The following is a 24,086-nucleotide window of genomic DNA, read 5'->3' on the forward strand; positions in this document are numbered from 1 at the left end:
AGGAATCTGAAAGCCTTATATTTACTGGCTTAGAGATTCCGAGAGATTATTTAAAGGATATGGAGGCAGAAGGAAAAATCGGTAAGCTCAGCGATACTCTCTTTGTTACTTCGGGAAATGGCTGCGCAACCAACAATGCAGTTGCCTTTGGACAGGCAATTGCTGCAGAGCTTAAGGCGATGAAGGTTGACGGTATTATTCTGACTTCTGCCTGAGGAACCTGTACTCGTTGCGGCGCAACGATTGTCAGGGAAACCGAAGCACAGGGAATTCCGGCAGTGCATGTATGTACTGTAACACCTATTTCCATCAATGTAGGCGCCAACAGGGTTGTGCCTGCCATGGCAATTCCGTATCCGACAGGAAATATTGAACTGGAAAAGGAGGATGAGAAGTTATTCCGCCGCCATATGCTTGATACAGCCGTGGAGGCGCTTGCAACTGAAATTACGGAACAGACAATCTTTTGAGAGGAAAAGGCAGTATGAACGTATTGGTAGTGACAAATAATCCGGAAGCCGGAGAGAGACTGGAAAAACTCGGCCTCTGTGTAGAGTTTACGGATGGGAATGCAAAAAGAAGCCTGCTCCATGCCAGGGACTTAATTATTAAAGGCTGGCATTTGGCTGCTGATCCCAGAGGCGGCTACAATAAAAGATATAATCCCTGCCATACGGTATTCTTGTGTGACGAGGCCATCAGCAATATGGGGGAGGATGTGCTGGTTCTGGAAAAACTGGCTCAGTTTCATGATTCGCCTTATCGCCCCGATGCCCTTTACACGGATTTGGAGCTTAAGGACTTTCAAATATTGGACATGTCGATTGCTCTGAGAACCACAGAGCATCTGAAGTGTTATATGGACGAATTATCATATAAGAAAGTGAGGAAAGTATGAATAAAAAGCTTAATATAGGCAGAGTCGTCACTATCGGCGGCGCATTCATCGCATTTGCTATTGGTTCTGGTTTCTCTACCGGTCAGGAAATTATGCAGTTTTTTGCGGCATATGGAACGGAAATAGTTCTTTGCGCTGTCGTTTTCTTTATAGGCAACCTTTACATGAACTATAATTTTCTGGAGGCGGGCCGCAAAGGCCAGTTTGAAAAAGGAAGCCAGGTTTTTAACTATTTCGGTGGAAAATACATAGGTCTGTTTTTTGACTGGTTCTCCGTCATCTTTTCCTTTGCATCTTATTTTGTCATGATTGCTGGCGCAGGAGCTACCCTGCAGCAGCAGTTTGGTATTCAGCCTGTTATTGGCGCTGTAATAATTGCTGCTCTTGCAGGACTAACGGTAATGCTGGGACTCAATAAACTGGTTGATATCATAGGAAAAATCGGTCCTGCAATTATTGTGCTGTGCCTTCTTGCAGGCCTTGTAGGCATTATCAACGGTAACCTCAGTTTCCAGGAAGCAGAGGTGCTGATTCCCGGCTCCGGAATTATAGCGGCTTCCGGAACATGGTGGGGTTCCATGATTTCCTACCTTGGATTTGGCATGCTGTGGTTTGCACCATTCCTGGCAGCCATTGGCAAGGAGGAGAGGAATCCCAAGGATGCCCAGTACGGTACTATCATGGGAGTTCTTGTCCTGACCCTGGCAGTTTTGATTGTAGGAAGCGCATTGATTAAGAATATAGATTTGGTTGGCGCTTCCCAGATTCCGCTTCTGCTGATTCTGCATCAGAGCAGTCCCTTCCTTGCAACCGTTTTCAGCGTGGTGATTTTTGCGGGAATCTATACCACAGCCTGTCCGCTTCTCTGGACACCGGTAAACCGCGTGGCTAAGGAAGGAACTAATACCTACAAGATTGCTGCCATTGTTCTGGCGGCTGCGGGCTGTGTTATCGGATTGGTAGCGCCTTATGCAGCCATTGTGAATTTCATCTATGCGGTCAACGGAAAGGTGGGTTTCCTGCTGGTGGCCCTGGTTATCATTAAAAACATCAGAGACGCTGCGGCCCGAAAGAATGCATGACCGTTAATGTTTGCCTTCTGTCTGCCGGCGGATTTATTACCGCCGGCAGAAGGGTATACTTTTGCGTATCCTTGGAGAACATAGAAGGGCAAATATTCGTTCATAAGGGGGTGATATCGTGGACAATCAAAACAACAGACCCAATAGGTTAATCAATGAGAAATCGCCCTATCTGCTGCAGCATGCGTACAATCCGGTGCAGTGGTTTCCGTGGGGAGAGGAGGCATTTGAGAAAGCAAGGCTGGAAAATAAGCCTGTTTTCTTATCTATTGGGTACAGCTGACCTGTCCCGGATGAAGTACATGTCATTGGTGCCATGTGATGGAACGGGAATCATTTGAAAATGAGGTGATTGCGGAAATCCTGAACAGGGAATATGTCTGTGTTAAGGTGGACCGGGAGGAACGGCCGGATGTGGATTCTGTATATATGTCAGTGTGCCAGGCCATGAACGGACAGGGCGGATGGCCGCTGACTATCATAATGACGCCGGACTGCAGGCCCTTTTTTTCCGGTACCTATTTTCCTACCAGGGCCCGTTATGGCAGGCCGGGTCTGGAAGAACTGCTGACAGCGGCAGCAGGACAGTGGAAGGTGAAAAAAGAAAAACTTCTGGACCAGGCAGGTCAGATAGAGAAATACCTAAAAAGCCAGGAACGGACAGAAAGGCAGGCCGAGCCGGAGCTTGGGGCGGTGCACCAGGCATTCAGGCAGTTGGCGGATTGTTTTGACAGTAAAAACGGCGGTTTTGGAAGTGCGCCCAAGTTTCCCGCGCCCCACAACCTGATATTTCTGATGGAGTATGGCGCAAGGGAGAAGCGGCCTGAGGCATTGGCCATGGCGGAGAAAACCCTGGTGCAGATGTACAGGGGCGGTATCTTTGACCACATTGGAGGCGGATTTTCCAGATATTCCACGGACGGACAGTGGCTGGTGCCACACTTTGAGAAAATGCTCTACGACAACAGCCTGCTTGTCATGGCTTACATCAAAGCCTATGGAAGCACCGGGCGGAAGATGTATGGGTGTGTGGCGGAAAAGATTCTGGAATATGTCAGGCGGGAGCTTACAGATTCCCAGGGAGGCTTTTACTGCGGTCAGGACGCGGACAGCGATGGTGTGGAAGGAAAATACTATGTATTTACCCGGGAGGAGATAAGGGAGGTACTGGGAGAGAAAGCGGGCAGGGACTTTTGCCGGCAATATGGAATAACAGGGCATGGTAATTTTGAAGGCAGGAGCATACCCAACCTGCTGGAAAATGATAATTACGAGGAGATTTGTGAGGAACCGTGGGGCAATGGTGACCATGGCGGCAATATCTGTCATGGCTCCTGTGACACCATTGGAGGCAGAGAAAATGAGGAGTGCCGAAGACTGTATCAATACCGGATTGACCGCGCCAGGCTTCACAAGGACGACAAGATACTGGTTTCCTGGAACAGTTGGATGATTTGTGCATGCGCGATGGCAGGAGCAGTGCTGGGGGAAGAGCAGTATGTGGATATGGCTGTCAGGGCGGATGCATTTATAAAAAGCCATCTTGTCAAGGAGGGCCGTCTGATGGTGCGCTACCGTGACGGAGATGCAGCGGGAGAAGGAAAACTGGATGATTATGCCTGTTATAGTCTTGCGTTGCTGGAGCTGTACCGGGTGACGTTCCGGGTTGATTACCTGGAAAGGGCAGCTGCCTGGGCGGAGATAATGACGGAACAGTTCTTTGACCGGGAACGCGGGGGATTTTATCTGTATGCCAAGGACGGGGAACCGCTTATTGTGAGGACAAAGGAAACCTATGACGGTGCCATGCCGTCTGGGAATTCCGTGGCAGCTCAGGTGCTGTACCGGCTGACCCGGATTACCGGAGATGTCACATGGCAGAAGGTGCTGGAAAAACAGCTCTGTTACCTGGCAGGCGCTATGGACGGATATCCTTCCGGGCACAGCTATGGGCTTTTAACCATGATGGATGTGCTGTATCCCGCTAAGGAGCTGGTATGTACGCTGTCGTCTGGCTCTGACACGGAAAGGCGCAGGAAGCTGGCTGCTCAGCTTGCGAATCTGGCCGTAACCGCAGAAGGACTGACTGTGGTGATAAAAACAGAGGAAAATGCACGGGAAATGGAGCGTCTTATACCCTATACAAAAGATTATCCGGTGCCTGATACCGGTGAATTATTTTATCTCTGTGTGGGGCATGAATGTATGCAGCCGGTTCCGCAGCTTGAACAGCTGATTGAGAAACTTTAAGAGAGGACATGAGCCTTAAGAAAATGTCCGGGAATATTGAGATACATGTCATTGCTGGGGAAAAAATGCCAGGATATCTGGAATAAGCCGGGAGGTCCGAGGGGGCCTTCCGGCTTGCTTTTTTCAGGGGTTTGCATCAGTCCTCTGTTTCAGAGCATTGCTGCAGGTCTTTGCTTCAGGGTCTTTGCTTCAGGTACGGAACCGGGTAGATATGAGCGGGAGAATATGGTAAACTTGATGCAGTGGCAGGAAACGCTATATAAGATGTTTATGGAGAAAGACGAGGGTATTATGTTCAAAAAAGAGACAGTAACAAAGACGGATTTATTGAAGGTATTGGACCTGATGGAGGCATCCGGCATACAGTACTGGCTGGACGGCGGCTGGGGTGTGGACGTGCTGGTCGGGAAACAGACCAGGGAGCACAGGGATGTGGATATCAACTTTGATGCCCGGTGCACAGACGTATTGCTTGACACCTTGGTTTCCCGAGGTTATGAAATCGTGACAGACTGGCGCCCGGTGCGGATTGAACTTTACCACCCGGAGCTGAGTTATGTGGACATCCATCCATTTGTAATCAATGATGATGGAACTGCAAAGCAGGCAGACCTGGAAGGCGGATGGTACGAATTTGAGGCGGATTATTTCGGAAGCGCGGTTTTTGAGGGCAGGACCATACCGTGTATCTCGGCAAAGGGTCAGAAAGTATTCCATACAGGGTATGAACTCAGGGAAGTGGATAAGCATGACATCCGGAATATCGACCATTTGCTTGCTGTTCAAGCCAGCAGCAGGGATGAGACAGGGGGAGATGTATGCCAGGCAAAAAAATAGGGGGAAAGTTGTCGGCGTATTTGAGAAGAAAGCAGGAATCCAGGCCGCCCAATCCGCCCAATCCGTCTAATACATATGAACCATTGTCGGACGCCCATGCCGCATACCTAAAGGATTTAGTTAAGCGGGCAGGAAAAAAGGACGGTACGCGTGAAATTTTCGGTTCGTCCAAACATGGATACAAACTGAATCCCACCGTGACACGGGAGGAGGTCAGGAGGTTTGAGGCGCGCTGGCACCTGACTCTTCCGGATGAATATGTATTTTTTCTCACCAAGGTGGGAAATGGCGGCGCAGGACCGTATTATGGCCTTTACTCCCTGGAAAATCTGGACCGGTACAACGAATATCTGGGGTTCTATGATGCCAGGGATAAGGAAGCCCTGCCTCCGTTCATTGACCGGAATATGAGTCCTGTTAACTGGGCGCGGGCCATGGAAGAGATGGAGGATATAAATGATGATAATGAATATGATGTCCGGATGAAGCAGGTCTGCTCCGGCCTGTTGGTCATAGGCACCCAGGGGTGCACCTACGATAATCTGCTGATGTGGAAGGGGAGCGAGAGAGGAAAAATTGTATATATAGACTGGAATATGGAGCCGGAATACGGTCCCTTTTTAACGGGTCTCACATTTCTGGAGTGGTTTGAGCAGTATTTCCTGGAAATTCTGGCCGGGCATAACCTTACATCCTATGGTTATATCAGCCTTAAATCCCAGCAGGAACTCAGGAAGGAGTATGGGGGAGCTGTTCTGACAGAGGACAAGCTTAGGATTCTGGCCGGATTCCATAAGTTTACAGAGGCGGAGCCTGAAACAATTGAGCTTCTGTTACAGCGGGACAGACCCGAGACAGATGGGGCAAAGGGAGAGCTGCTTTTTAAACTGGCGCCAATGAAAGGGCTGAAGATGTTTGAAGAAACTATCGTTGGAAACCATCCCCAGGGAGCCGTGGCCTGCGCCAGGAGAATGCCGGACCAGTATAAGGACCGGTTTTACGGGAAAATGCTGGGTCTGCTGTACCGCCCTGATATAAAGGACAAGGCCCGTATCTTATTTTTTCTGGGAGACTGCAGTAACAGGAAGGCTGCGGATTTGAAGGGATTTGCAGAAAATATGGAAAACAGTAGCGAGGACAGGCGTACAGCTGTTTACGTGATGGGAAAATGCCCGGATAAACTGGATTTTGCGGAATTTTTTGCAAAACGGATGCAGGGGGAGGATTACTGGCTGGCCCACGCCGCACTGCAGGCAATGTCCCGGACTCCCTGTGCGGAGCTGACAGACACATATGAGTGGATGTGGAAGCGATATGAGGGGGACCGCATGATGCGCTCCAATCTGCAGATTGCATTTGAGGCAAATGGGATTGAGAAGAGGTAGAACCATTGATGCAGAACCGGCTCAAGGATGACCGGAAGAGATATACCCTGACGGGCGGCCCTGCGGTGAAAAACACTTTCCCGCAGAGCATGGGAGATATGTCGGAATCCGGCAGTATATAGGAAAACGGAGCCAGTAAAAGCTGTAAATGCGGCAGCTTATTTACACCAAACCATACAAGGGGTGTATAATAGATGATATACGACTTGGCGGGACATCTGGGAGGGCTTTGATTGGGATAGACAAATGAAAAGCTGCGGTGCGGGGTATGGGTATGAACGGGATTCGTCTTATAAGGGAATGGTTTCTGGAAGGATATAATAAAGAGTACTTTGATACATACAGATCAGAGATCGAGCGGTATAATACTGGGATATTGACATTTTTAATGCGCTGGTGCTGTCGCTTCTGGTATTTGTGTTTGTTTCGGGTTTCTTTACCGGATATGTGGCTCCCATGCAGCCGGTTTATGTTGGGACGGCTGTGTTTACGCTGTTGGAGATGGCAGCAGACCGGTGGTTGCTGTTTAAGAGCAGCAGGGGCATAGAGGCTGCCGTATTCCTTTGTATGATGAAAATTTATATTTTCTGTATTATTTCCGGAGTTTCCTATAGTCTGGATATGCCGGCCATCAGTTTTTACTCGTTTATGATTGTGATGTCCATTCTTTTCATAGCAAGTCCATGGAAGCTGGATTTGTTTAATTTTCTAGCCGGTATAATATTCTGTATATGCAGCTTTAAGGCCAAGCCTGTCTCACTGGCCCTGGCGGATATTTACAATTGCTGGGTTTTGTACGGAGTTGCATCTGCTGTCTCGTTCTGTATTGTGCCGACAAGGCGCTGTATTGTGCCAAACAGCATGGCAGGAATAAGATTGCCGGTTACGGGGGAGTGAATCGGAATCAATAGACAGGTGTAATGAGAGATATGAAGAAGGCAGGAGGTGTGAAAAATCTCCTGTCTTTCTGTTATTATAATATCGAAAAACGCCCTGTAGCCTTGTTTCATAAAAGATGGCTGAGACAAAGGTCATTTGGCATCAGTTGCAACATTGTTGCATTGTTGACTGCCTTTGTTGCATACATGTTACGAGGTATAATTGAATCATTCTATTTTCATATTCCATTTTTTTGACAGTACCCTAATATTCTTAGCTTTTTGGCAAAAATGTTGTCACTTTTTCCTTGATTAATTTTTGGCATGATATTTGCTGTTATAGTTTGGTAGTAGCAAATATACCCATAACATTATCTGTAGCATCATGGACTGAACTTATTATTTACATAGAATGGGACAGGGATGGCTGTTACAGGAAGGGTGAGAAGAAAAATATAAAACAGAAAGGAAATGCGCGATATGGATTACACTAGTTTATTTAAGAACAACGGCGGAAAAAAGTCAAAAGTAGGAATTATAGGTGCAACCCGCGGATATGGCTATACGCTGTTAGCACAAATTCCAAAGGTTGAGTTAATGGAACTGAGGCTGATTTCTTCGCGGCATACAGACGAATGTGTAGAGGTGCTCACAGGTCTTGGATACAAGAAAGAGGATATTATTATATGCGGGAATAAAGAGCAGGTTGAGAGTGCTCCCAGCCATGCGGTTCTCATTGTAAACGACTATCGGCTGGTACTGGAAAGTGATATTACGGCATTAGTTGAGTGCACGGGAAACACGGCTGTGAGTTCAGAGGTATCAGCGGATGCATTAAAGAAGGGAATCAATGTATATATGGTTTCAAAGGAGACTGACAGTGTGTGTGGTCCTATGTTGAATCATATTGCTGAAAAACACGGTACCGTATACTCTCTGGTTAACGGGGATCAGCCAAGAAATCTTTTGGACCTTTACTCTTGGGGAAAAGTATTGGGATTAGAGATCATAGCAGCCGGTAAAGCCAGCGAGTATGACTTTGTATGGGATCCGGATACTGACGAATTCACCTATATGGAAGGCCCTGAAAAACCGCACGAGAATATTCCGGGTCTGAAGGAAGTCTGGCATTATGAAGGCCGCGAGACATTGGAGGGACGCCGTAAGCTGTTAGAAAAATATATGGCGGTTATTTCCGCTGATCTTTGCGAAATGAACCTTGTATCCAATGTAACTGGGCTGGTGCCGTCTGACAGACGTCTGAATTATCCTATTGCAAAAATCAGCGAACTGGCAGATATCTTTATTCCGGAGGAAGATGGCGGCATACTTAAGAAGACTGGTGTTGTAGATGTATTCTGCAATCTGCGTGCGCCGGATGAGGCCAGTTTTGCAGGGGGTGAGTTCATCATCATCAAATGCGAGAATGAGACCGTATGGGAACTGCTTACAAGTAAAGGGCATGTGGTAAGCCGTAATGGCAAATATGCGTGTATCTATCTTCCTTATCATTATATGGGACTTGAGACGCCTATATCCATTCTGTTAGGAGATATCCTGGGACTAGGTACTCACTCTGAATGCCGCCAGGTTTCCGTTATGGCCGGAGTGGCCCAGAAGGACATGCCTAAGGGAACCATACTTAAGGTCCAGGGACATCATCATTCCATTGAGGGTCTGGTTCCGGAATTGTGGGAACTCAAGGATGCTGGAAATGTGGCTCCGTTCTATCTGTTAAATGGTACAACACTTCTGGAAGATGTAAAGGCAGGGCAGCCTATAACAAAGGATGTGGTGGATTTGTCAGGAAGCCTTCCCTATAAATTATATAATGAGGGATTGAAGCTTTGATTGAAAAACAGGATAGAGCATGAAGTTGTGACATAGAATAAGAGATGCTGCTGCAAATAGAATTTCGGTTTGCAGCAGCATCCTTTTTATAGGTGTAAACTGAGACATTTTTGGCCGGATTATAAGGAGAATTAAAGTATAAAGACGGCAGGGCCGGTACGGTTAAATACACGATTGTATTTCCCGGTGCCGGCCCTGAAGTTTATCAGCAAAGTAGTGCTCTGCTTAGATTCAGAAAATAATGGTTCCGTCCTGAATTACAGATGTAACCTTTTTTAAAGCTTCGATATTATCTAATGGATTGCCATCCAGGATTGCCAAATCAGCTGCTTTTCCTTCCATGATAGATCCGGTAGTTCCGTCTACCCGGCAGATCCGAGCTGCGTTGATTGTGATTCCAGACAGTACATCCCGGTTTTTAGCACCCAGACCAGAGATATAGCAGGCCTCCTGGGCCAACCCCTGATGCAGACCATCAGTGCCAATGCCAAACTTAAGTCCGCCCTCAATGGCGCCGGATAAACATTTACAGATAATTTCCTTTTCACGAAGGCTTCCCTCACTGTCATGGGGGGAGAATTTAAATAACAACTGGTCATTCAGGGCGTAACTGGGAGTATATACTACCCAGCGGTCCTCCTTATTAACACGTTCTACCTGGGGCTGGGTGATATAATACACATGTTCCAGACAGTCAATGCCTGCAGTCAGGCAGTCGTCTAATCCCTGTCCTCCAGAACAATGGCAAGCTGTGGTTATATTAACGCTTTTTGCTTCTTCTACCACCACTTTCAGCTCCTCTAAGGTCAAAAAGTGATAAATGAAAGGTGTTGCATTGATAACCTTTGTCATAAATACCTTCAGAAAATCGACACCGCGGGCAATATTTTCCCTGGAAGTCCGGCGGAAATCTTCCGCGCCGCAATGGGGCATTCCTACATATCCATGCCCATGGCTGCTGCGCATGCCGATGCCGCTGACAACCAGCTTCGGTCCTGCAATCCTTCCTTCTTTCTGCGCCTTTTTACATGTTACATCAATATAAAACCTGTCTCCCAGACATCTGGAGGTGGTTACGCCGGCTGCCAGGTCGTCCTTCATCGTTTTAATGGCGCGTATGGTCTGCTCTGCCTCGCAGTCCTCCATTTTGACCAGGTGATTTTCAAGTCTGGCGTCTAAGGCCAGATGGTTGTGACAGTCAATCATGCCAGGGATTATTACCTTATCGCCATAGTCAATTACATTTATTTGCTCTGGTATTTCAACTTGGGAGATATTATCGTAAATTTTTTGGATTTTGCCATTTTCAATAAGAAGCCCGCTGTTTTCCTTAACTTCCAGCTGATCGCCTGCTATGATTTTATTTGCCTTAATGATATAACGTTCCATAAAATTCCTCACTTTCTTGATATGCGGGTAAGTCCATTATTATTTCTGCTGCTTTTTGGCAGCCCTTTTGGCAAAGAACCCAGTCAGGATAGGAGTCAGAATGGCTGTGATAACAACAGCACCAGCTACCTGTGCAGTAGCCACGCCCACCACTGGTTCCAGGGAAGGATCTGCCATGGCAACGGATGCAGGTACAGCCACGGCATTACCTCCAGTGGTGCCAATGGCCATTCCCATAGGATCTGGTTTCCTTCGAATCAGGCTGTAAAGGTAATACGTAAGTATACCCGTAAATAAAACAGTTATAAGTCCAAGGACAATACCGCCAGCGCCGGCTTTTGCAATGGTAAACAGGCTTGTATTGGCTCCCAGCACAAAGCCGTTAAAGGGGAGCAGCATAGCTAATCCGTTGGATAGAAGCACCTTGAAATCTTCATCCAGATTGCCTAAAATCATACCGATAATCAGGGGAACTATGGCTGCTACCAGAGACAGAATTGGAATTTCCGCAAGGCCGGTGGTGCCTAATGCAATCATGGTAAGAAATGGACCGTCGTTTAGGGACAAGATAGCGATTGCTCCTACATCTGTATTGTCTCCAAACTCTTTTGCCAGGGCAGTATAGATGGCACCATTGGAGTTAGTAACGGCTGTGATAACTGCCAATGGAGTAAGACCTAAAATTCCCATGGGTCCGAACAGCTTGTTAAGACCCAGGCCAAGCAACACACCGATGGCATATTTTAAAATGGTCAGTACTGCTCCCTTGTAGAGCGGAAGCGCAGCCTGTTTGAAGTTGATTGTTGCACCGCTGCACAGGATGAACAGGCCTACCAGTGTAGAGGTTCCTGTTTTAAAAAGACCTGTTGTAAAACCTCCAATCTCCAGTACCTGTGGGATGAACGTGTTGACTAAACAGCCAATCAATAGCGGAATGACCATCATACCCCCAGGAAATTTTTTCATTGTCGCGCAAATCTTCATAAAATATACCTCTCCTTCTTCTTGATTTTGGAATAGAGCGCCATTACCCCGGAGACTGACCACCCCGGCAGGGCCAGAGTAAGGCGTGTTCCTATTGCCCGATGCATTTATCTAAAGCAATTATTATGCCAAGTATATGAATAATCGTTAAAAATAATAAAAGCTTCATAAAAGACAAAAGAAAAAGGTCGATATATTGAGAAATACATCAGGGGTGAGGGGGAGTGCGATTGCAACACCATTACAGCAAAAAATGCAACGATATCACAACAAAATGTGCAACACCATTGCATGAATTGAATTATATTTTTATATTATATTTCTGCATTTTTCTCCATAGTGTAGAACGGTTGATTCCCAGAAGTCTGGCTGCCTTGGTCTGGTTGCCGCTGCATTCTCTAAGTGCCCATAAAATGGAACTTTCTTCGCTGGAGGTTTGAGATGCAGTATAGGAAGGAAGCGGAGATGTATCTTCTAAATCCTGGGGATATAATGCCTTTAGCAAATCATCTCTGGTGATTGTATTGCCGGAGCAGATTACCAGAGATCGCTCTACAATATTGCGCAGTTCCCGTATATTTCCATTAAATGGATAATCATTAAGGACAGATAAGGCTGAAATATTGATTTCAGGAACAGGAATACCGTTCTCCTGTCCCCGCTGCCTCATCAAATGAAGAAACAGAAGCTCAGCGTCCCGTTCTCTCTGGCGAAGGGGAGGGAGGAAAATTCTCAGTACATCCAGGCGGTACATCAAATCGCGGCGGAACAATTCTTTACCGGCAAGCTGATTGATGCTTTTATTGGTGGCGGAAATAATGCGGACATTGATGGAGATGACCTTGTTATCACCAATTCTTCTGACTTCACGTTCCTGGAGGACACGCAGTAACTTGGTCTGGGTGGAAAGTGATATTTCCCCGATTTCGTCCAGAAACAGGGTTCCTCCGTGCGCCTGTTCAAAGAGTCCCATTTTACCGCCTTTAACGCTGCCGGTAAAGGCGCCTTCCACATAGCCAAAAAGCTCGCTTTCCAGCAGATTTTCCGGGAGGGCGGCACAGTTGATGGCGACGAAAGGACCATTTTTACGAGAACTGGTATTGTGGATGCTCTGCGCAAATAATTCCTTTCCAGTTCCGGTTTCTCCTACAATGATGACATTGGAATCCGAGGCGGCATATCTGCGCGCCGTGTCAATGGTGGCGTCGATGACAGCACTCTTATGAATAATGTCGTCAAAGGTATATTTTGCCCGGAGTCCTTTTTCACTGAGGCTTCGGCGGATTTGATTCTCTAGCTTCTGTATCTCGGTAATATCAGATAAGGTAATCACGACACCGGAAATGTTGTTATTGACTACCACTGGGACAAAGGAGGCGGATACAGTAATGTTGCTTTTGGGGATGGTAAGAATGCTGCCGCTTATTTCCTGTCCACCCTTTAAAACTTCACTAAAGGATTTGTAAAGATAGGGAAGGGTGGTCTGAAGAGACTTTGACAGCAGGCTGATATTGTTGTTCATGGCTTTGACCACACGGTTGCGTACCCGTATGGTTCCAGAGGAATCAATATACAGAATGCCGTCCTTGGAGGCGTATATGATGGTCTTATAGGTCTCAGCAACAATCCGTTCAATCTGTATCTGCTCCACCGTACGTATGGCTTCATTGATTGCCTGAAGGATGGTATCTTCTCCGGTACGTATGAGGCGGGATAGGATGCCATGTCTTTCGGCCAGCTCTACAGCAGAGTACCCTCCGATTAGCGCGTCACAGCCATGGACGATGGCTTCACCTATGTTGGCTTCCAGGTCCTTGTGATTGCTGGCCGGATAAATTTCCACCTGGCATCCTAATAGTTTGCATATGTCAGAGGCTTCATATATTTTTCCATAAAATCCACAAATAGCAATCCGGGTGGAGTTAAAATCTTTACGGCATTCAGCTACAGTACGGATGATATCATAACCGGAAATTGCCAGGTCGATAACGGGAGTTTGGGGATGCATGGTTTTCAGCTGTTTTGCGCTGAAACCGCGGGCGATGACAGCATCGTAACTACCTGCATTGATCTTGGAAATCTGGTCAACTGTCAATACCTGTATGTCTGCGCAGATTCGTTTGTTTTCAGGATGATTGTCTAAGACATACTCAACCTTTTCCCGAAGTTCAGGGTATGGTACAATAAATAATATATGGATCATGGCATGCCTCCTATGGTTGGTTATACAGTTGTTGCTGTTTCGATTCTACAATAATGCAACAATTTGGTCAACGGTTTTGCAACATATATGAGCGGAAGATAAAGCAGGAAGGCTGTGATTCAAATTGGCATGAAATTTGCTAATATATATTGTATAATATATCATTTCATGATAACAGGAGGTAAAATATGCCAATATTCGGATGTGTAGCCGATGATTTTACAGGCGCCAGCGACGCCGCTTCATTTTTGGTAAAGGGAGGCATGTCGGTCCAGCTCTTTAACGGAATTCCGGGAAAAGGAAGCAGGGTTGGGGAGGGAATACAGGCCATTGTAATAGCGCTTAAATCCAGGACCCAGGATACCGGGGAGGCAGTGGCGGATACCCTGCGGGCTCTGGGGTGGTTAAAGGAGCAGGGGGTTGAGAGGTTTTATCTGAAATACTGTTCCACCTTTGACTCTACTCCGAAGGGGAATATCGGCCCTGCTGCCGATGCGGCCATGGAATTTCTCGGCGTGTCCTATACGGTCCTGTGCCCGGCGCTTCCGGTCAACGGACGGGTGGTAATGAAGGGGGAATTGTATGTGGGCGGTGTGCCTCTGCATGAGAGCCCCATGAAGAACCATCCTCTGACCCCCATGTGGGACGCCAGAATCGCGAATCTGATGAAGCCCCAGAGCAAGTATTCCTGCGTGGAGCTATGGAAGGAGCAGATGGACAGGCCGGCAGATGAAATCCGTGCCATACTCTCGGATCAGGCGGACACACAGGAGCATTACTATGTGATACCGGATTACCAGGATATGGAGGATGGGGAGCGGATTGTGGAGCTGTTCGGGGATTTGGCCCTGCTGACAGGAGGGAGCGGGATTCTGGAGCCGCTGGCAAAGCATCTGAGCCGCCGTCAGGATATACTGCCGGAGCTTGATATTCGGGCAGAAGGAGCCGCCGTCCTGATTGCGGGAAGCTGTTCCAGGGCTACCCTGGAACAGATTGCCCATTTCCAAACCCACGGCGGATTCAGCTATAAGATGGATCCCATGGCCATGCTTGAGGGAAGGGAGTCTCTGGAGGACGCATGGAGGTTTGTGAGAGAGAACTGGGGAACACCAGTGCTTATTTACAGCTCCGATACAGCCCGGAATGTGAAAGAAGTGCAGCAATATGGACAGGAGCGTGTGGCTGAGATGCTGGAACAGGCAGCCGCAGAGCTGGCGGAACGGGCAGTAGCCCATGGAATCAGGAGGGTGGTGGTGGCAGGAGGGGAAACCTCGGGCGCGGTAACAAAACGGCTGGGATTCTCTTCCTACAGGATTGGCGCCAGCGTTGCGCCCGGAGTGCCGGTAATGGTGCCAATGGAGAATGAGGCGCTTCGCCTGGTATTAAAGTCCGGGAATTTTGGACAGGAAGATTTTTTTGTGAGAGTATTGGAGATGACGCAGACGGAGGATGGAAAATGATGGATAGGGAGTTAGCGCAGAAATTAGAGGATGCGGTCTGGATTGGAAGGAGCCTGTTTGAGCGCAGTAAGACATCTGGTTCATCGGCCAATATGAGCTTTTTCCACAATGGAACGATGTACATCAGCCGGAGCGGAAGCTGCTTTGGCACCCTGAAGGCGGATGAATTTGCAGTCATGGATATGAACGGCGCAAGTCTGAGCGGCAGCAAGCCCAGCAAGGAATGGCCCCTGCACCTGAAGGTATACCAGAAGAAACCGGGAACAGGCGCGGTCATCCATACCCATGGCACCTATGGGGTACTGTGGAGTTTTGTGCCTGCTGAGGACGAAACAGACGTAATTCCGGATCATACCCCGTATCTGAAGATGAAGCTGGGTAAGGTGGGACTGGTTCCTTATGAGAAGCCTGGTTCCCAGGCACTGTTTGACGCCTTTGAACAGCGTGTAATGGACAGCGACGGCTATCTGCTGAAACAGCATGGGGCAGTGGTGCCGGGAAAAAGTCTGATGGATGCCTTCTTCTGTCTGGAAGAGCTGGAGGAAAGTGCCAGGATTGCCTGGATGCTGAGACAGGCTGGAATGAGGTAGAGGCGGATGTTGACCGCACCCGGATTGTTCCTGTGAGGTGTTGGATGTTTTGGATTGTAGAAAAGTTATCATGCCGGGCCCTGGAAAACCAGGGCTTTTTTGGCGGCCGGCTGCGGCCTGGCGGCGCCCGGGGCCTTGTCTTTATGCCGTAGTACTGCGCTATGTCTGTTTAATCTGCAGGGCGGCCATTTTTGGGATAGCAAGTCAGATGAATACGTGATAAAATAAATAACAGCAAGCTGTACAGCAGAAATGGGACAAAAGAAGGAGCTCTGATATGAAAAATGCATTACAAGCAGGAAAAAAGATAGCAGGAATGGCGTGTATCCTGGTCTTTGGGTGCTTGTTGTCTGTGCTGCCATGCAGCGATGCGCAGGCAGGTGCGGGGGATCAGGATAAGGCACAGGGACCGGACAGGATACTGCGGGTGGCCTACCCTGAGCTGAAGGGGATGTCGGAGACAGATGAGAATGGGACCAGACACGGTATTGTGGTGGACTATCTCAATGAGATAGCAAAATATACGGGCTGGCAGTATGAGTATATTGATACGGCTGCAGAGGACATAATTCCGGAATTTCTGGACGGGCAGTATGATCTGATGGGCGGAACCTATTACCAGCCAGAATTTGAACAGTATTTTGCCTATCCGGACTACAATACAGGTTACAATAAATCCGTGCTGCTGGTCCGCCGTGATGATAAAAGCATTAAGACTTATGACTGGAAAAGCATGAGCGGTAAGACGATCGGAGTATATGAACGGGCTGAGGAAAACATACGAAGGCTCCAGGCATTTCTGGACCTCAATGGAATTGACTGTACCATCAGGTACTTTTCCAAAGACCAGTTGGTGGATGGGAACCTTTATCAGTGTCTTGAAGACAGAGAAGTGGATATGCTTTTGGGGAATAATGCAGATGTAAAGGGGAACCTCCGGGTAGTTGCGGAATTTGATTCCCAGCCGTATTATATTGTGACCACTCCGGATAATCAGGAGGTTCTGGACGGTATGAACATGGCCCTGGGCAAGATTGTGGACTCTAATCCGAATTTCGCAGAGGAACGGTATAATGCAAATTTTCCGGACAGCGGAATTGAGAGCATCTGTCTGAATGATGAGGAGCAGGCCTATATCCGCGAAAAACAAAAGGTATCGGTTGCAGTTGTGAAGGAATGGCATCCCCTGTTCAGCCAGGAAGAAGATACGGATATGCACAACGGCCTGATACCGGATGTGTTGGAGAAGGTAACTGAATTTTCAGGGCTGGAATTCAGCTACGAGTATACGGACACCTATGGGGATGCGCTGAATCTGGTAAATCAGGGCAAGGCAGATATATTAGGAGCTTTTCTGGGATCTGAGGAGGATGGGGCAGACATGGGGCTGGCTCTTTCAAAGGCATATGCATCCATGAGTGATATTATCGTCAGGAATAAGGGGGTCAGCTATCCCTCGGATGGATTGGTGGGAGCGGTCATTGAAGGGCGGCGCATGCCAACGGGTATAAAGGCGGATGAGATCAGATATTTTCCTGATGTCAGGGCGGCATTGCGGGCTGTGAACAATGGGGAGGTTGATTTCTTTTACGGAATCTCCACCAAAATCGAGCACGATATGCAGGCACACCACTATCCCAATGTTGTTCCCAATACCCTGGTTAATAACAGAAATGATATCTGTTTTGCAGTGACCAGGCCGGTTGACGGCGAACTGCTTCCAATATTGAATAAGTCGGTCAACAGCCTGAGCAGTGAACAGAAGACGGCATTGACAAACCAGAATATGATAACCATAGGGTCCCGATCTGCATCAATTGTGGAATTAATGTATGCCAATCCAGTGATGTTTGTAACGGTGACTGCATGTGTTTTCCTTGCCGTGATGATTCTTGTAATGGCAGCTGCCCGTTCCAGAATACGGGCAGCCAGGATGCAGAGCAGCCTGGAGAGGGCAGAGGCAGCTAACCGCGCAAAGGGTGAATTTCTTTCCAGGATGAGCCATGAGATACGTACGCCCATGAATGCCATTGTGGGGCTCAGCGACTTAACATCCATGATGGATGATGTACCGGAACAGGTAAGGGAAAACCTGGGGAAAATCCGGTCCTCATCCCAGTATCTGCTGAGATTAATCAGCGATATCCTGGATATGAGCCGTATTGAGAGCGGGAAAATGACAGTGTCAAATGAGGCATTTTCCATGAACCGGGCCGTGGAAGAGCTTGAGGACATGCTGACCGCAGAGGCTACGCGCCGCGGATTGGAGTTCACTGTAGAAAAGGACGTGGAAAACCGTACGCTTATGGGGGATGTTATCCGTCTCCAGCAGGTTCTGACCAATCTGGTTTCCAATGCCTTTAAATTCACACCGGCAGGCGGCAGTATCATCATGCGTGTGACCCGGACCAAAAGCACGAATCAGCAGGTGATCTACAAGTTTCAGGTGATTGATAACGGTGTGGGCATATCTGTGGAGAATCAGAAACGCGTATTCGGAGCCTTTGAGCAGGTGGGACCCAATTATTCCAAGAGCCAGGGAACCGGGCTGGGACTTACTATCAGCAGGACCATTGTGGGGCTGATGGGGGGAGAACTGAAGCTTAAGAGTGAGCTGGGCAAGGGAAGCGAATTCTATTTTTCAGCTGCATTTTCCCTGGCGGATTCGAATGTGGAAGAAGAAATAAAGATAAAACAGGAGAAACAGAAGGCTGGAGGGGTGGAAAGCAGCTGCCTGGAGCACATAAATATCCTGCTGGCTGAGGATAATGACCTGAATGCAGAGATAGCCACTGAGCTTCTGAAGATGAAGGGGGCCAGCGTGCGCAGGGCGGAGAACGGAAAACAGGCTGTGGAACTGTTCATGCAGAGCAGTCCCGGAACCTATCATGCCATTCTTATGGATCTCCAGATGCCTGAGATGAACGGCCTGGAAGCCTGCCGCGCCATCCGCAGAATACAGAGGCAGGACGCTGTTTCCATCCCCATCATTGCTATGACGGCTAACTCTTTTAAGGAGGATGCAGACGCGGCGGCTGAGGCGGGGATGGACGGCTTTGTGACCAAGCCTGTGGATGTGGAATATCTTTACCAGGTATTAGATCGCGTCCTGAGACGCGGGTAGCTGGCAAAAGCCGGCGGGCTGATTAAGGGCTGCCAACGAGTTTATGCCGGTTTGTGCATCAGGATTGCCGGGCAGTGATGCAGAGGTGATGCAGCTGCTGCCGTATGTTTTGAAGAAGTATTCTCTGGAGGAGAGATTGATGAAGGCTGTGTACTGGGTATAATCCGGTGTATTCCGGCTTGTGATGACCGGGCCCTTTGGGATACTGACACTTTCCATTATATGGAAACAGGTCAGCGCCGCTTCATCCCTGCCTGCCGGAATGGGAGTATGAGTCTTTAGAAATGCGGTCCTGACAAACCTGGAAGGAGGAGTATAATCACCGGGCAGGCCAAAGCTGCCGCCGCCCTGTCCGAAGGGGGTCAGCTCCAGGCTGCCCCAGGTCTGTGACTGCTCCTGTGTGGGGGAGAGATTCATGTAATTGCGCAGATTGGTCAGGTGCCACTGGAAGTCAGGGCTGTTGGAGAGAACACCTACAGGGTTATCCATGAGATGCAGGCCGTCAGCTGTCTTTTCAATGACCATGGATTTGCCGGTCCGGTCCGCCACGAGCCAGTGGAGCGGGGCAATGGTTCCGGTTATGGAGTCTTCGGCGCCAACGATTCGGATGGTGCGGAGAATGGATGCTGCTTCCTCCACGGACGCGCTTAAACCTAAGAGAAATCCCGTGAGTTCCAGTGCTGTGATGGCAGGCCGGGACGAATCCTCAGGGTCCGGGACATCATACTGGGCATAGCCGGGGAAATAGAGGACAGCGGCCCCGAAGCCCATCTCATTGACCCCGTCTGCAAAGACCACCGGGGATATGTCCTGCCCGATTCCCATGAAACGGTAACGGTTGCGGACCTGGTGGGTGTTCATGATATTATTCCATTGATAGCCTTTGGGAACAAAATACAGTTCAGGCTCAAGGGGATAAGAGAAATCCATGGTCCGGCCAAAATAAATGTCCCCCTGGGACGTCTGTGTGACCATAGCTGTGCACATGGGCAAAAACCTCCTTTATACGAAGTTTGCAGAAGATATGGTTATGTATATTCCGTTTGGAGGAGGAACATTCCCTGTGACAGTCTTTTGGTGTTTGTAAGGATGAAACTGCAGGATAAAACTATAAAATGAAAACATATTATAAAACACCTCCGGAATGGGAAGGGAAATGGATTCCCTGTCTGTTCCGGGGGTGTTTTTTGTCTGAAATCTGTTAATAACCTAATTTTTTTCCAATCTTCAGGGCGGCATCCTTTACCAGGGCAACATAGCGGTCACGGTTAAGCTCCATGCGAGTGGACGGGCCTGAAATACTGATAGCCGCAATGGCCTGCCCCATGCTGACAACAGGGGCGGCATAGCAGGTGAGCCCTGTCTCGGATTCCTCATCATCGCAGGCATACCCCTGGGCGCGAATTTGGGGTATGAGCCGTTCCAGCTCTGAACGGGAAGGAATGGATTTGGGCGTCTGCATGATAAACGGCGCCAGTTCCATGTAGGTGCCCACAACCTCTGGTGAGGAATAAGCCAGCAAGGCTTTGCCTGTGGCTGTCATATGGGCTGTACGGGTAAATCCTACCATGGACTGCATGCTTATGGTGGCAGTTCCGATTACCTTGTCGACAAAGATAATTTCTGTGTCAGAATGCCAGGTGACCAGATGGGCTGTCTCGCCGGAAAGCGCAGACAGTTCCATCAGGAAAGGATGTATCAGCTCAATCAGTTCAGAACGTTTGGTGACAATAGTTCCGATGCGGGCAAATTTGAAGCTTAAATGATACTTTGAATTCCGGTCCTTGGATACATAGCCCTTGCGCTGCAGTGTATACAGCAGGCGAAAGACCGTACTTTTTCCCAGATTCATGTAACTGGCCAGCTCAGCCAGTCCTAAATTGTCGTGTTCGCAAAGCACATCTATGATTGCCAGTGCATTATTTACGGATTGCAAAAGGTATTTTTCATCTGAGGTTTGTTCGGACATATACTCTCCCTCCTTTAGATTTGTGTTTTTTATTCTATCATATATTATGAAAAAAAGATATGTTTCATATAAAGAAATAGTAATTCATATATTAAAACAAAATTCACAAAAAACCGGAGGGATGTTATGAAAATAAGACAAAAAATTGTTAAAAATAATGAAAAAAATTAATATTGCAGATTGTATATTTACAAATAAAGCAAATAGACCTATAATTCATATAGTTCATATAAAGAAATAATATTTCATATAGAGAAACTATAAGGAGGAATCATAATGAAAAGATTAAAATTCTATGGACTGGGAGGCCAAGGTGTTGTTACTGCGGGCAAAGTCTTGTCTTCAGCAGTGTCACTGCATGAAGACAAGTATGCAATCACGGTTCCGGCGTATGGTCATGAGCGGAGGGGGGCTCCGGTGTTCACCGATGTGGTCATGGACGATAAGCCTGTATTGGTGAACTGCTTTGTATACACGCCCGATATTGTGGTGGTGATGGATGAGACAATCATACAGAAGCATGTGGATGTGTCCAAGGGCATTACAGATGAAACCATACTGGTTCTCAACGCGTCCAGCGAGGCTGTGGCAAGGAAGTATCAGGAGGCATTTCCGTTCAGGACCGTTTATTATGTCAATGCGACCCAGGTGGCATTGGACAATATAGGGAAGGGGATTCCCAATGGTTCCACCCTGGGAGCGCTGGCCAAGACCGGTGTGGTATCCATTGAATCTGTTGAGAAGGCGTTGATTGAATTTTTTGGAGAGAAGGCAGGTGCGAAAAATGCAAAAGCAGCAAGAGACAGCTACAACCAGACAAGACAGATGTAACGTACAGGGGCCGTGCGCCTACATATTTGACTCCGGCAATACGGGAAGCTGGAGGCTGGAACGGCCAGAGGTGGACTACGATGCCTGCATCAAATGCGGCACCTGCGCCATGTACTGCCCGGCTAATGTAATTACAGTGAACAAAGAGAAACGGGAATGCATTGAAATCATGTGGGATTACTGCAAGGGGTGCGGAATCTGCGCCAATGAATGTCCCAGGCACTGCATTGCGATGATAGATGAGAGGAGTGTGGAATAATGGCTCATTACAAGATGTTGGATGGAAACGGGGCAGCGGTGGAAGCCATCAGGATGGCGAAGGTTAAGGTGGTTTCCGCTTACCCCATAACCCCTCAGAGCACCATTGCGGAAAAACTGTCGGAGCTGTGCGACAGCGGGGAACTGGATGCAAAATACATACGGGTGGAATCGGAGCATACGGCCATGAGCTGCGCACTGGGCGCTCAGCTTACGGGAATCCGGTGTGCCACAGCCACAGCCTCTGTGGGCCTGGCCCTGATGCATGAGGTGCTGAATGTGGTTTCCGGCTGCCGGGTACCCATCGTTATGCCTGTGGTAAACCGTTCTCTGGCTTCACCCTGGAGTCTTTGGTGCGATCACCAGGATTCCATGGCTGAGAGGGACAGCGGATGGATTCAGCTGTACTGCGAGAATGTTCAGGACATATACGATACTATGATTATGGCCTACCGTATTGCTGAGGACCAACGGGTGCTGACGCCGGCCATGGTCTGTCTGGACGGATTCTTTCTTTCGCACTCCATGCAGAAGCTGGTGGTGCCGGAGCAGGAGGAAATCGACGCGTTTGTGGGTGAATACTGCAGAAAGAACATGTATCTGGATCCTGAAGATCCTCTGGTTATCGACAATCTGACGGGTTCCAATGAGATCACGGAGATGAAGTACCAGCAGGCCAGGGGTTTTGTGAATGCAGAGGCTGTGATGGAAGAGGTGTTTGAGGAATTTGAAAGGAAGTTCGGGCGCAGGAAATCCATGGTAGAAGGCTACAACATGGAGGACGCAGAATCCGTTATCGTATGCATGGGCTCCATGGCCGGAACGGCAAAATATATATCCGATAAGCTGCGGGCCCAGGGCAGGAAGGTGGGTGTGGTTAAGGTGGTATCCTTCCGTCCATTCCCATACAGGAAGTTAAGAAGCGTCATAGGAGACATTAAGAAGGTGGCTGTTCTGGACCGCACCACCGGGTTTGGAGGACAGGGTACGCCGCTTTGGACAGAGACAAAGTCGGCTTTACCCGGAGACTGCCTTGTCAAGAATTATATTGGGGGCCTGGCAGGCAGGGACATCAGCCTGGACACCATAACCAGGGTGTACGAGGACATACTGACAGGAGAACCGTCAGAGGAACCCGTCTGGATTGACTGTGATACAGAGCATGCAATGGGAATCAGGGAGGTGCGTAAAGCATGATAGATATAAGGACAGAATCAAAAGGATATGTGGCTCATGGAGTAAGCGCCTGCGCGGGCTGCGGGATGGAACTGATCATCCGCAATGTACTGGATGTGCTGGGACAGGATACCACCCTGGTCATACCGCCGGGATGTTCCGCCCTGTTCTGCGGATTTGGCTGCGAGACAGGAATCAAGGTTTCTGCTTTCCAGGGAAATCTGGAGAACTCGGCTGCCATTGCCACCGGCATACGGGCCGGATATGCGGTCCAGGGAAATGACCATACCCATGTGGTGGCATTTGCGGGCGACGGGGCGACCCTGGACATCGGGCTCCAGTCCCTGTCCGGTATGATGGAGCGGGGGGAGGATGTGCTCTATATCTGTTACGACAACGAGGCTTATATGAATACAGGCATTCAGGGAAGCTCCGCCACTCCGGTGGGGGCCTGGACCACCACCACACCCGGAGGAAAGAGCGTGTGTAAGAAGGATTTGCTGGGAATCGCCATGGCCCACGGCATTCCTTACTGTGCGTCTGCCAGCATTGCCAATATACCGGACCTGCGCAAAAAGGTGCAGAAGGCAAAGGATATCAGGGGGCCGCGTCTGCTCCATATATTCTGCCCGTGTCCAACCGGCTGGGGATATGAGCCGGCTAAGAGTGTGGAAGTGGCCAGGCTGGCTGTTCAGACTGGGGCTTGGGTGCTCTATGAATGCGAAGAGGGCAAGGTCCGGGTGACAGTAAAGCCCAAGGAGTTAAAGCCACTGGGAGAATACCTGAAGCTTCAGAAGCGTTTTAAGGGAATCACAGAGGAAGAGGTAAAGTCATTCCAGGAATATATAACAGAAAACTATAAAAAGCAGCTGGGAGCAGAATAAGAGAGGGCGCCCATCCGCGGGGCGCCGTAAGGGGGTA

20 protein-coding genes and 1 pseudogene are annotated in these 24,086 nt (G+C 48.6%); 16 read left to right on the forward strand and 5 right to left on the reverse strand.

Annotation, left to right across the window (positions count from 1 at the left end; translation table 11 throughout):
• The 9 genes and pseudogenes from LI015_RS08610 to LI015_RS08645 form a co-directional block, all read left to right on the forward strand.
• Positions 1–215, forward strand: a 215-nt coding sequence (locus tag LI015_RS08610; protein ID WP_227124577.1) for a glycine/sarcosine/betaine reductase selenoprotein B family protein, incomplete at its 5' end; no start/stop codon positions are given.
• 12 nt (positions 216–227) lie between these two features.
• Positions 228–470: pseudogene (locus tag LI015_RS08615) on the forward strand (glycine/betaine/sarcosine/D-proline family reductase selenoprotein B); the annotation flags it as partial.
• Between the two features lie 14 nt (positions 471–484).
• Complete coding sequence (locus tag LI015_RS08620) at positions 485–898, forward strand: hypothetical protein (protein ID WP_002565593.1); 414 nt, start codon at positions 485–487, stop codon at positions 896–898.
• 164 nt (positions 899–1,062) lie between these two features.
• Positions 1,063–1,980, forward strand: a complete 918-nt coding sequence (locus tag LI015_RS08625) for a YkvI family membrane protein (RefSeq protein ID WP_227124579.1) — start codon at positions 1,063–1,065, stop codon at positions 1,978–1,980.
• A 118-nt stretch (positions 1,981–2,098) separates the two neighbouring features.
• Positions 2,099–2,263, forward strand: coding sequence for a DUF255 domain-containing protein (locus LI015_RS28205; protein ID WP_007035798.1), 165 nt, complete (start codon positions 2,099–2,101; stop codon positions 2,261–2,263).
• Positions 2,264–2,301: 38 nt separating this feature from the next.
• Positions 2,302–4,230, forward strand: coding sequence for a thioredoxin domain-containing protein (locus tag LI015_RS08630; RefSeq protein ID WP_264468372.1), 1,929 nt, complete (start codon positions 2,302–2,304; stop codon positions 4,228–4,230).
• Between the two features lie 291 nt (positions 4,231–4,521).
• Positions 4,522–5,067, forward strand: coding sequence for a nucleotidyltransferase domain-containing protein (locus LI015_RS08635; protein WP_117626901.1), 546 nt, complete (start codon positions 4,522–4,524; stop codon positions 5,065–5,067).
• On the forward strand, positions 5,049–6,452 hold the full coding sequence (locus tag LI015_RS08640) for an SMI1/KNR4 family protein (RefSeq protein ID WP_227124581.1): 1,404 nt from the start codon (positions 5,049–5,051) through the stop codon (positions 6,450–6,452). Before LI015_RS08635 ends, LI015_RS08640 begins: the two co-directional genes overlap by 19 nt.
• 1,358 nt (positions 6,453–7,810) lie before the next feature.
• A complete protein-coding gene (locus tag LI015_RS08645; RefSeq protein WP_117626844.1) occupies positions 7,811–9,181 on the forward strand; it encodes a homoserine dehydrogenase in 1,371 nt (456 codons plus the stop codon).
• A gap of 231 nt (positions 9,182–9,412) precedes the next feature.
• Here the strand turns inward: LI015_RS08645 and LI015_RS08650 are convergent, their stop codons facing one another.
• The 3 genes from LI015_RS08650 to LI015_RS08660 all read right to left on the reverse strand — a co-directional run bounded on the left by LI015_RS08650 (position 9,413) and on the right by LI015_RS08660 (position 13,757).
• Positions 9,413–10,570: an amidohydrolase family protein gene (locus LI015_RS08650; protein ID WP_119205783.1), complete on the reverse strand. Its 1,158-nt coding sequence runs from the start codon at positions 10,568–10,570 to the stop codon at positions 9,413–9,415.
• Between the two features lie 39 nt (positions 10,571–10,609).
• On the reverse strand, positions 10,610–11,554 hold the full coding sequence (locus tag LI015_RS08655; RefSeq protein ID WP_002591181.1) for a 2-keto-3-deoxygluconate permease: 945 nt from the start codon (positions 11,552–11,554) through the stop codon (positions 10,610–10,612).
• 301 nt (positions 11,555–11,855) lie between these two features.
• Positions 11,856–13,757, reverse strand: coding sequence for a sigma 54-interacting transcriptional regulator (locus LI015_RS08660; RefSeq protein WP_227124583.1), 1,902 nt, complete (start codon positions 13,755–13,757; stop codon positions 11,856–11,858).
• 188 nt (positions 13,758–13,945) lie between these two features.
• Between LI015_RS08660 and otnK the strand changes: the two genes are divergently transcribed.
• The 3 genes from otnK (at position 13,946) to LI015_RS08675 (ending at position 18,931) form a co-directional block, all read left to right on the forward strand.
• Positions 13,946–15,217: a 3-oxo-tetronate kinase gene (gene otnK, locus LI015_RS08665; RefSeq protein WP_227124584.1), complete on the forward strand. Its 1,272-nt coding sequence runs from the start codon at positions 13,946–13,948 to the stop codon at positions 15,215–15,217.
• Positions 15,214–15,807: a class II aldolase/adducin family protein gene (locus LI015_RS08670; RefSeq protein ID WP_002570635.1), complete on the forward strand. Its 594-nt coding sequence runs from the start codon at positions 15,214–15,216 to the stop codon at positions 15,805–15,807. The genes otnK and LI015_RS08670 overlap by 4 nt, the downstream gene beginning before the upstream one ends.
• A gap of 277 nt (positions 15,808–16,084) precedes the next feature.
• A complete protein-coding gene (locus LI015_RS08675) occupies positions 16,085–18,931 on the forward strand; it encodes a response regulator (RefSeq protein WP_002565585.1) in 2,847 nt (948 codons plus the stop codon).
• Here LI015_RS08675 and LI015_RS08680 read toward each other — a convergent pair.
• Both LI015_RS08680 and LI015_RS08685 read right to left on the reverse strand, forming a co-directional pair.
• Positions 18,905–19,918 (reverse strand): linear amide C-N hydrolase, encoded by a 1,014-nt coding sequence (locus LI015_RS08680; RefSeq protein WP_119205781.1) that lies wholly within the window; start codon positions 19,916–19,918, stop codon positions 18,905–18,907. The two genes, LI015_RS08675 and LI015_RS08680, sit on opposite strands and share 27 nt — an antisense overlap.
• Before the next feature lie 214 nt (positions 19,919–20,132).
• Positions 20,133–20,900 (reverse strand): IclR family transcriptional regulator, encoded by a 768-nt coding sequence (locus tag LI015_RS08685; protein ID WP_117626851.1) that lies wholly within the window; start codon positions 20,898–20,900, stop codon positions 20,133–20,135.
• A 276-nt stretch (positions 20,901–21,176) separates the two neighbouring features.
• Here LI015_RS08685 and LI015_RS08690 point away from each other — a divergent pair, with 276 nt between their 5' ends.
• From LI015_RS08690 to LI015_RS08705, 4 genes are read left to right on the forward strand one after another with little or no spacing between them, the layout of a single operon-like run.
• Complete coding sequence (locus LI015_RS08690; RefSeq protein ID WP_118018544.1) at positions 21,177–21,731, forward strand: 2-oxoacid:acceptor oxidoreductase family protein; 555 nt, start codon at positions 21,177–21,179, stop codon at positions 21,729–21,731.
• Entirely contained in the window at positions 21,685–21,990 is a 306-nt protein-coding gene (locus LI015_RS08695; protein ID WP_117626853.1) for a 4Fe-4S binding protein, read from the forward strand. The genes LI015_RS08690 and LI015_RS08695 overlap by 47 nt, the downstream gene beginning before the upstream one ends.
• Positions 21,990–23,186, forward strand: a complete 1,197-nt coding sequence (gene porA / locus LI015_RS08700; protein ID WP_117626854.1) for a pyruvate ferredoxin oxidoreductase — start codon at positions 21,990–21,992, stop codon at positions 23,184–23,186. Before LI015_RS08695 ends, porA begins: the two co-directional genes overlap by 1 nt.
• Positions 23,183–24,049: a thiamine pyrophosphate-dependent enzyme gene (locus LI015_RS08705; protein WP_118018543.1), complete on the forward strand. Its 867-nt coding sequence runs from the start codon at positions 23,183–23,185 to the stop codon at positions 24,047–24,049. The genes porA and LI015_RS08705 overlap by 4 nt, the downstream gene beginning before the upstream one ends.
• The last annotated feature ends 37 nt before the right edge of the window (positions 24,050–24,086 follow it).

The organism is Enterocloster sp. 210928-DFI.2.20, from assembly GCF_020554465.1.
Taxonomy (GTDB): domain Bacteria; phylum Bacillota; class Clostridia; order Lachnospirales; family Lachnospiraceae; genus Enterocloster; species Enterocloster bolteae.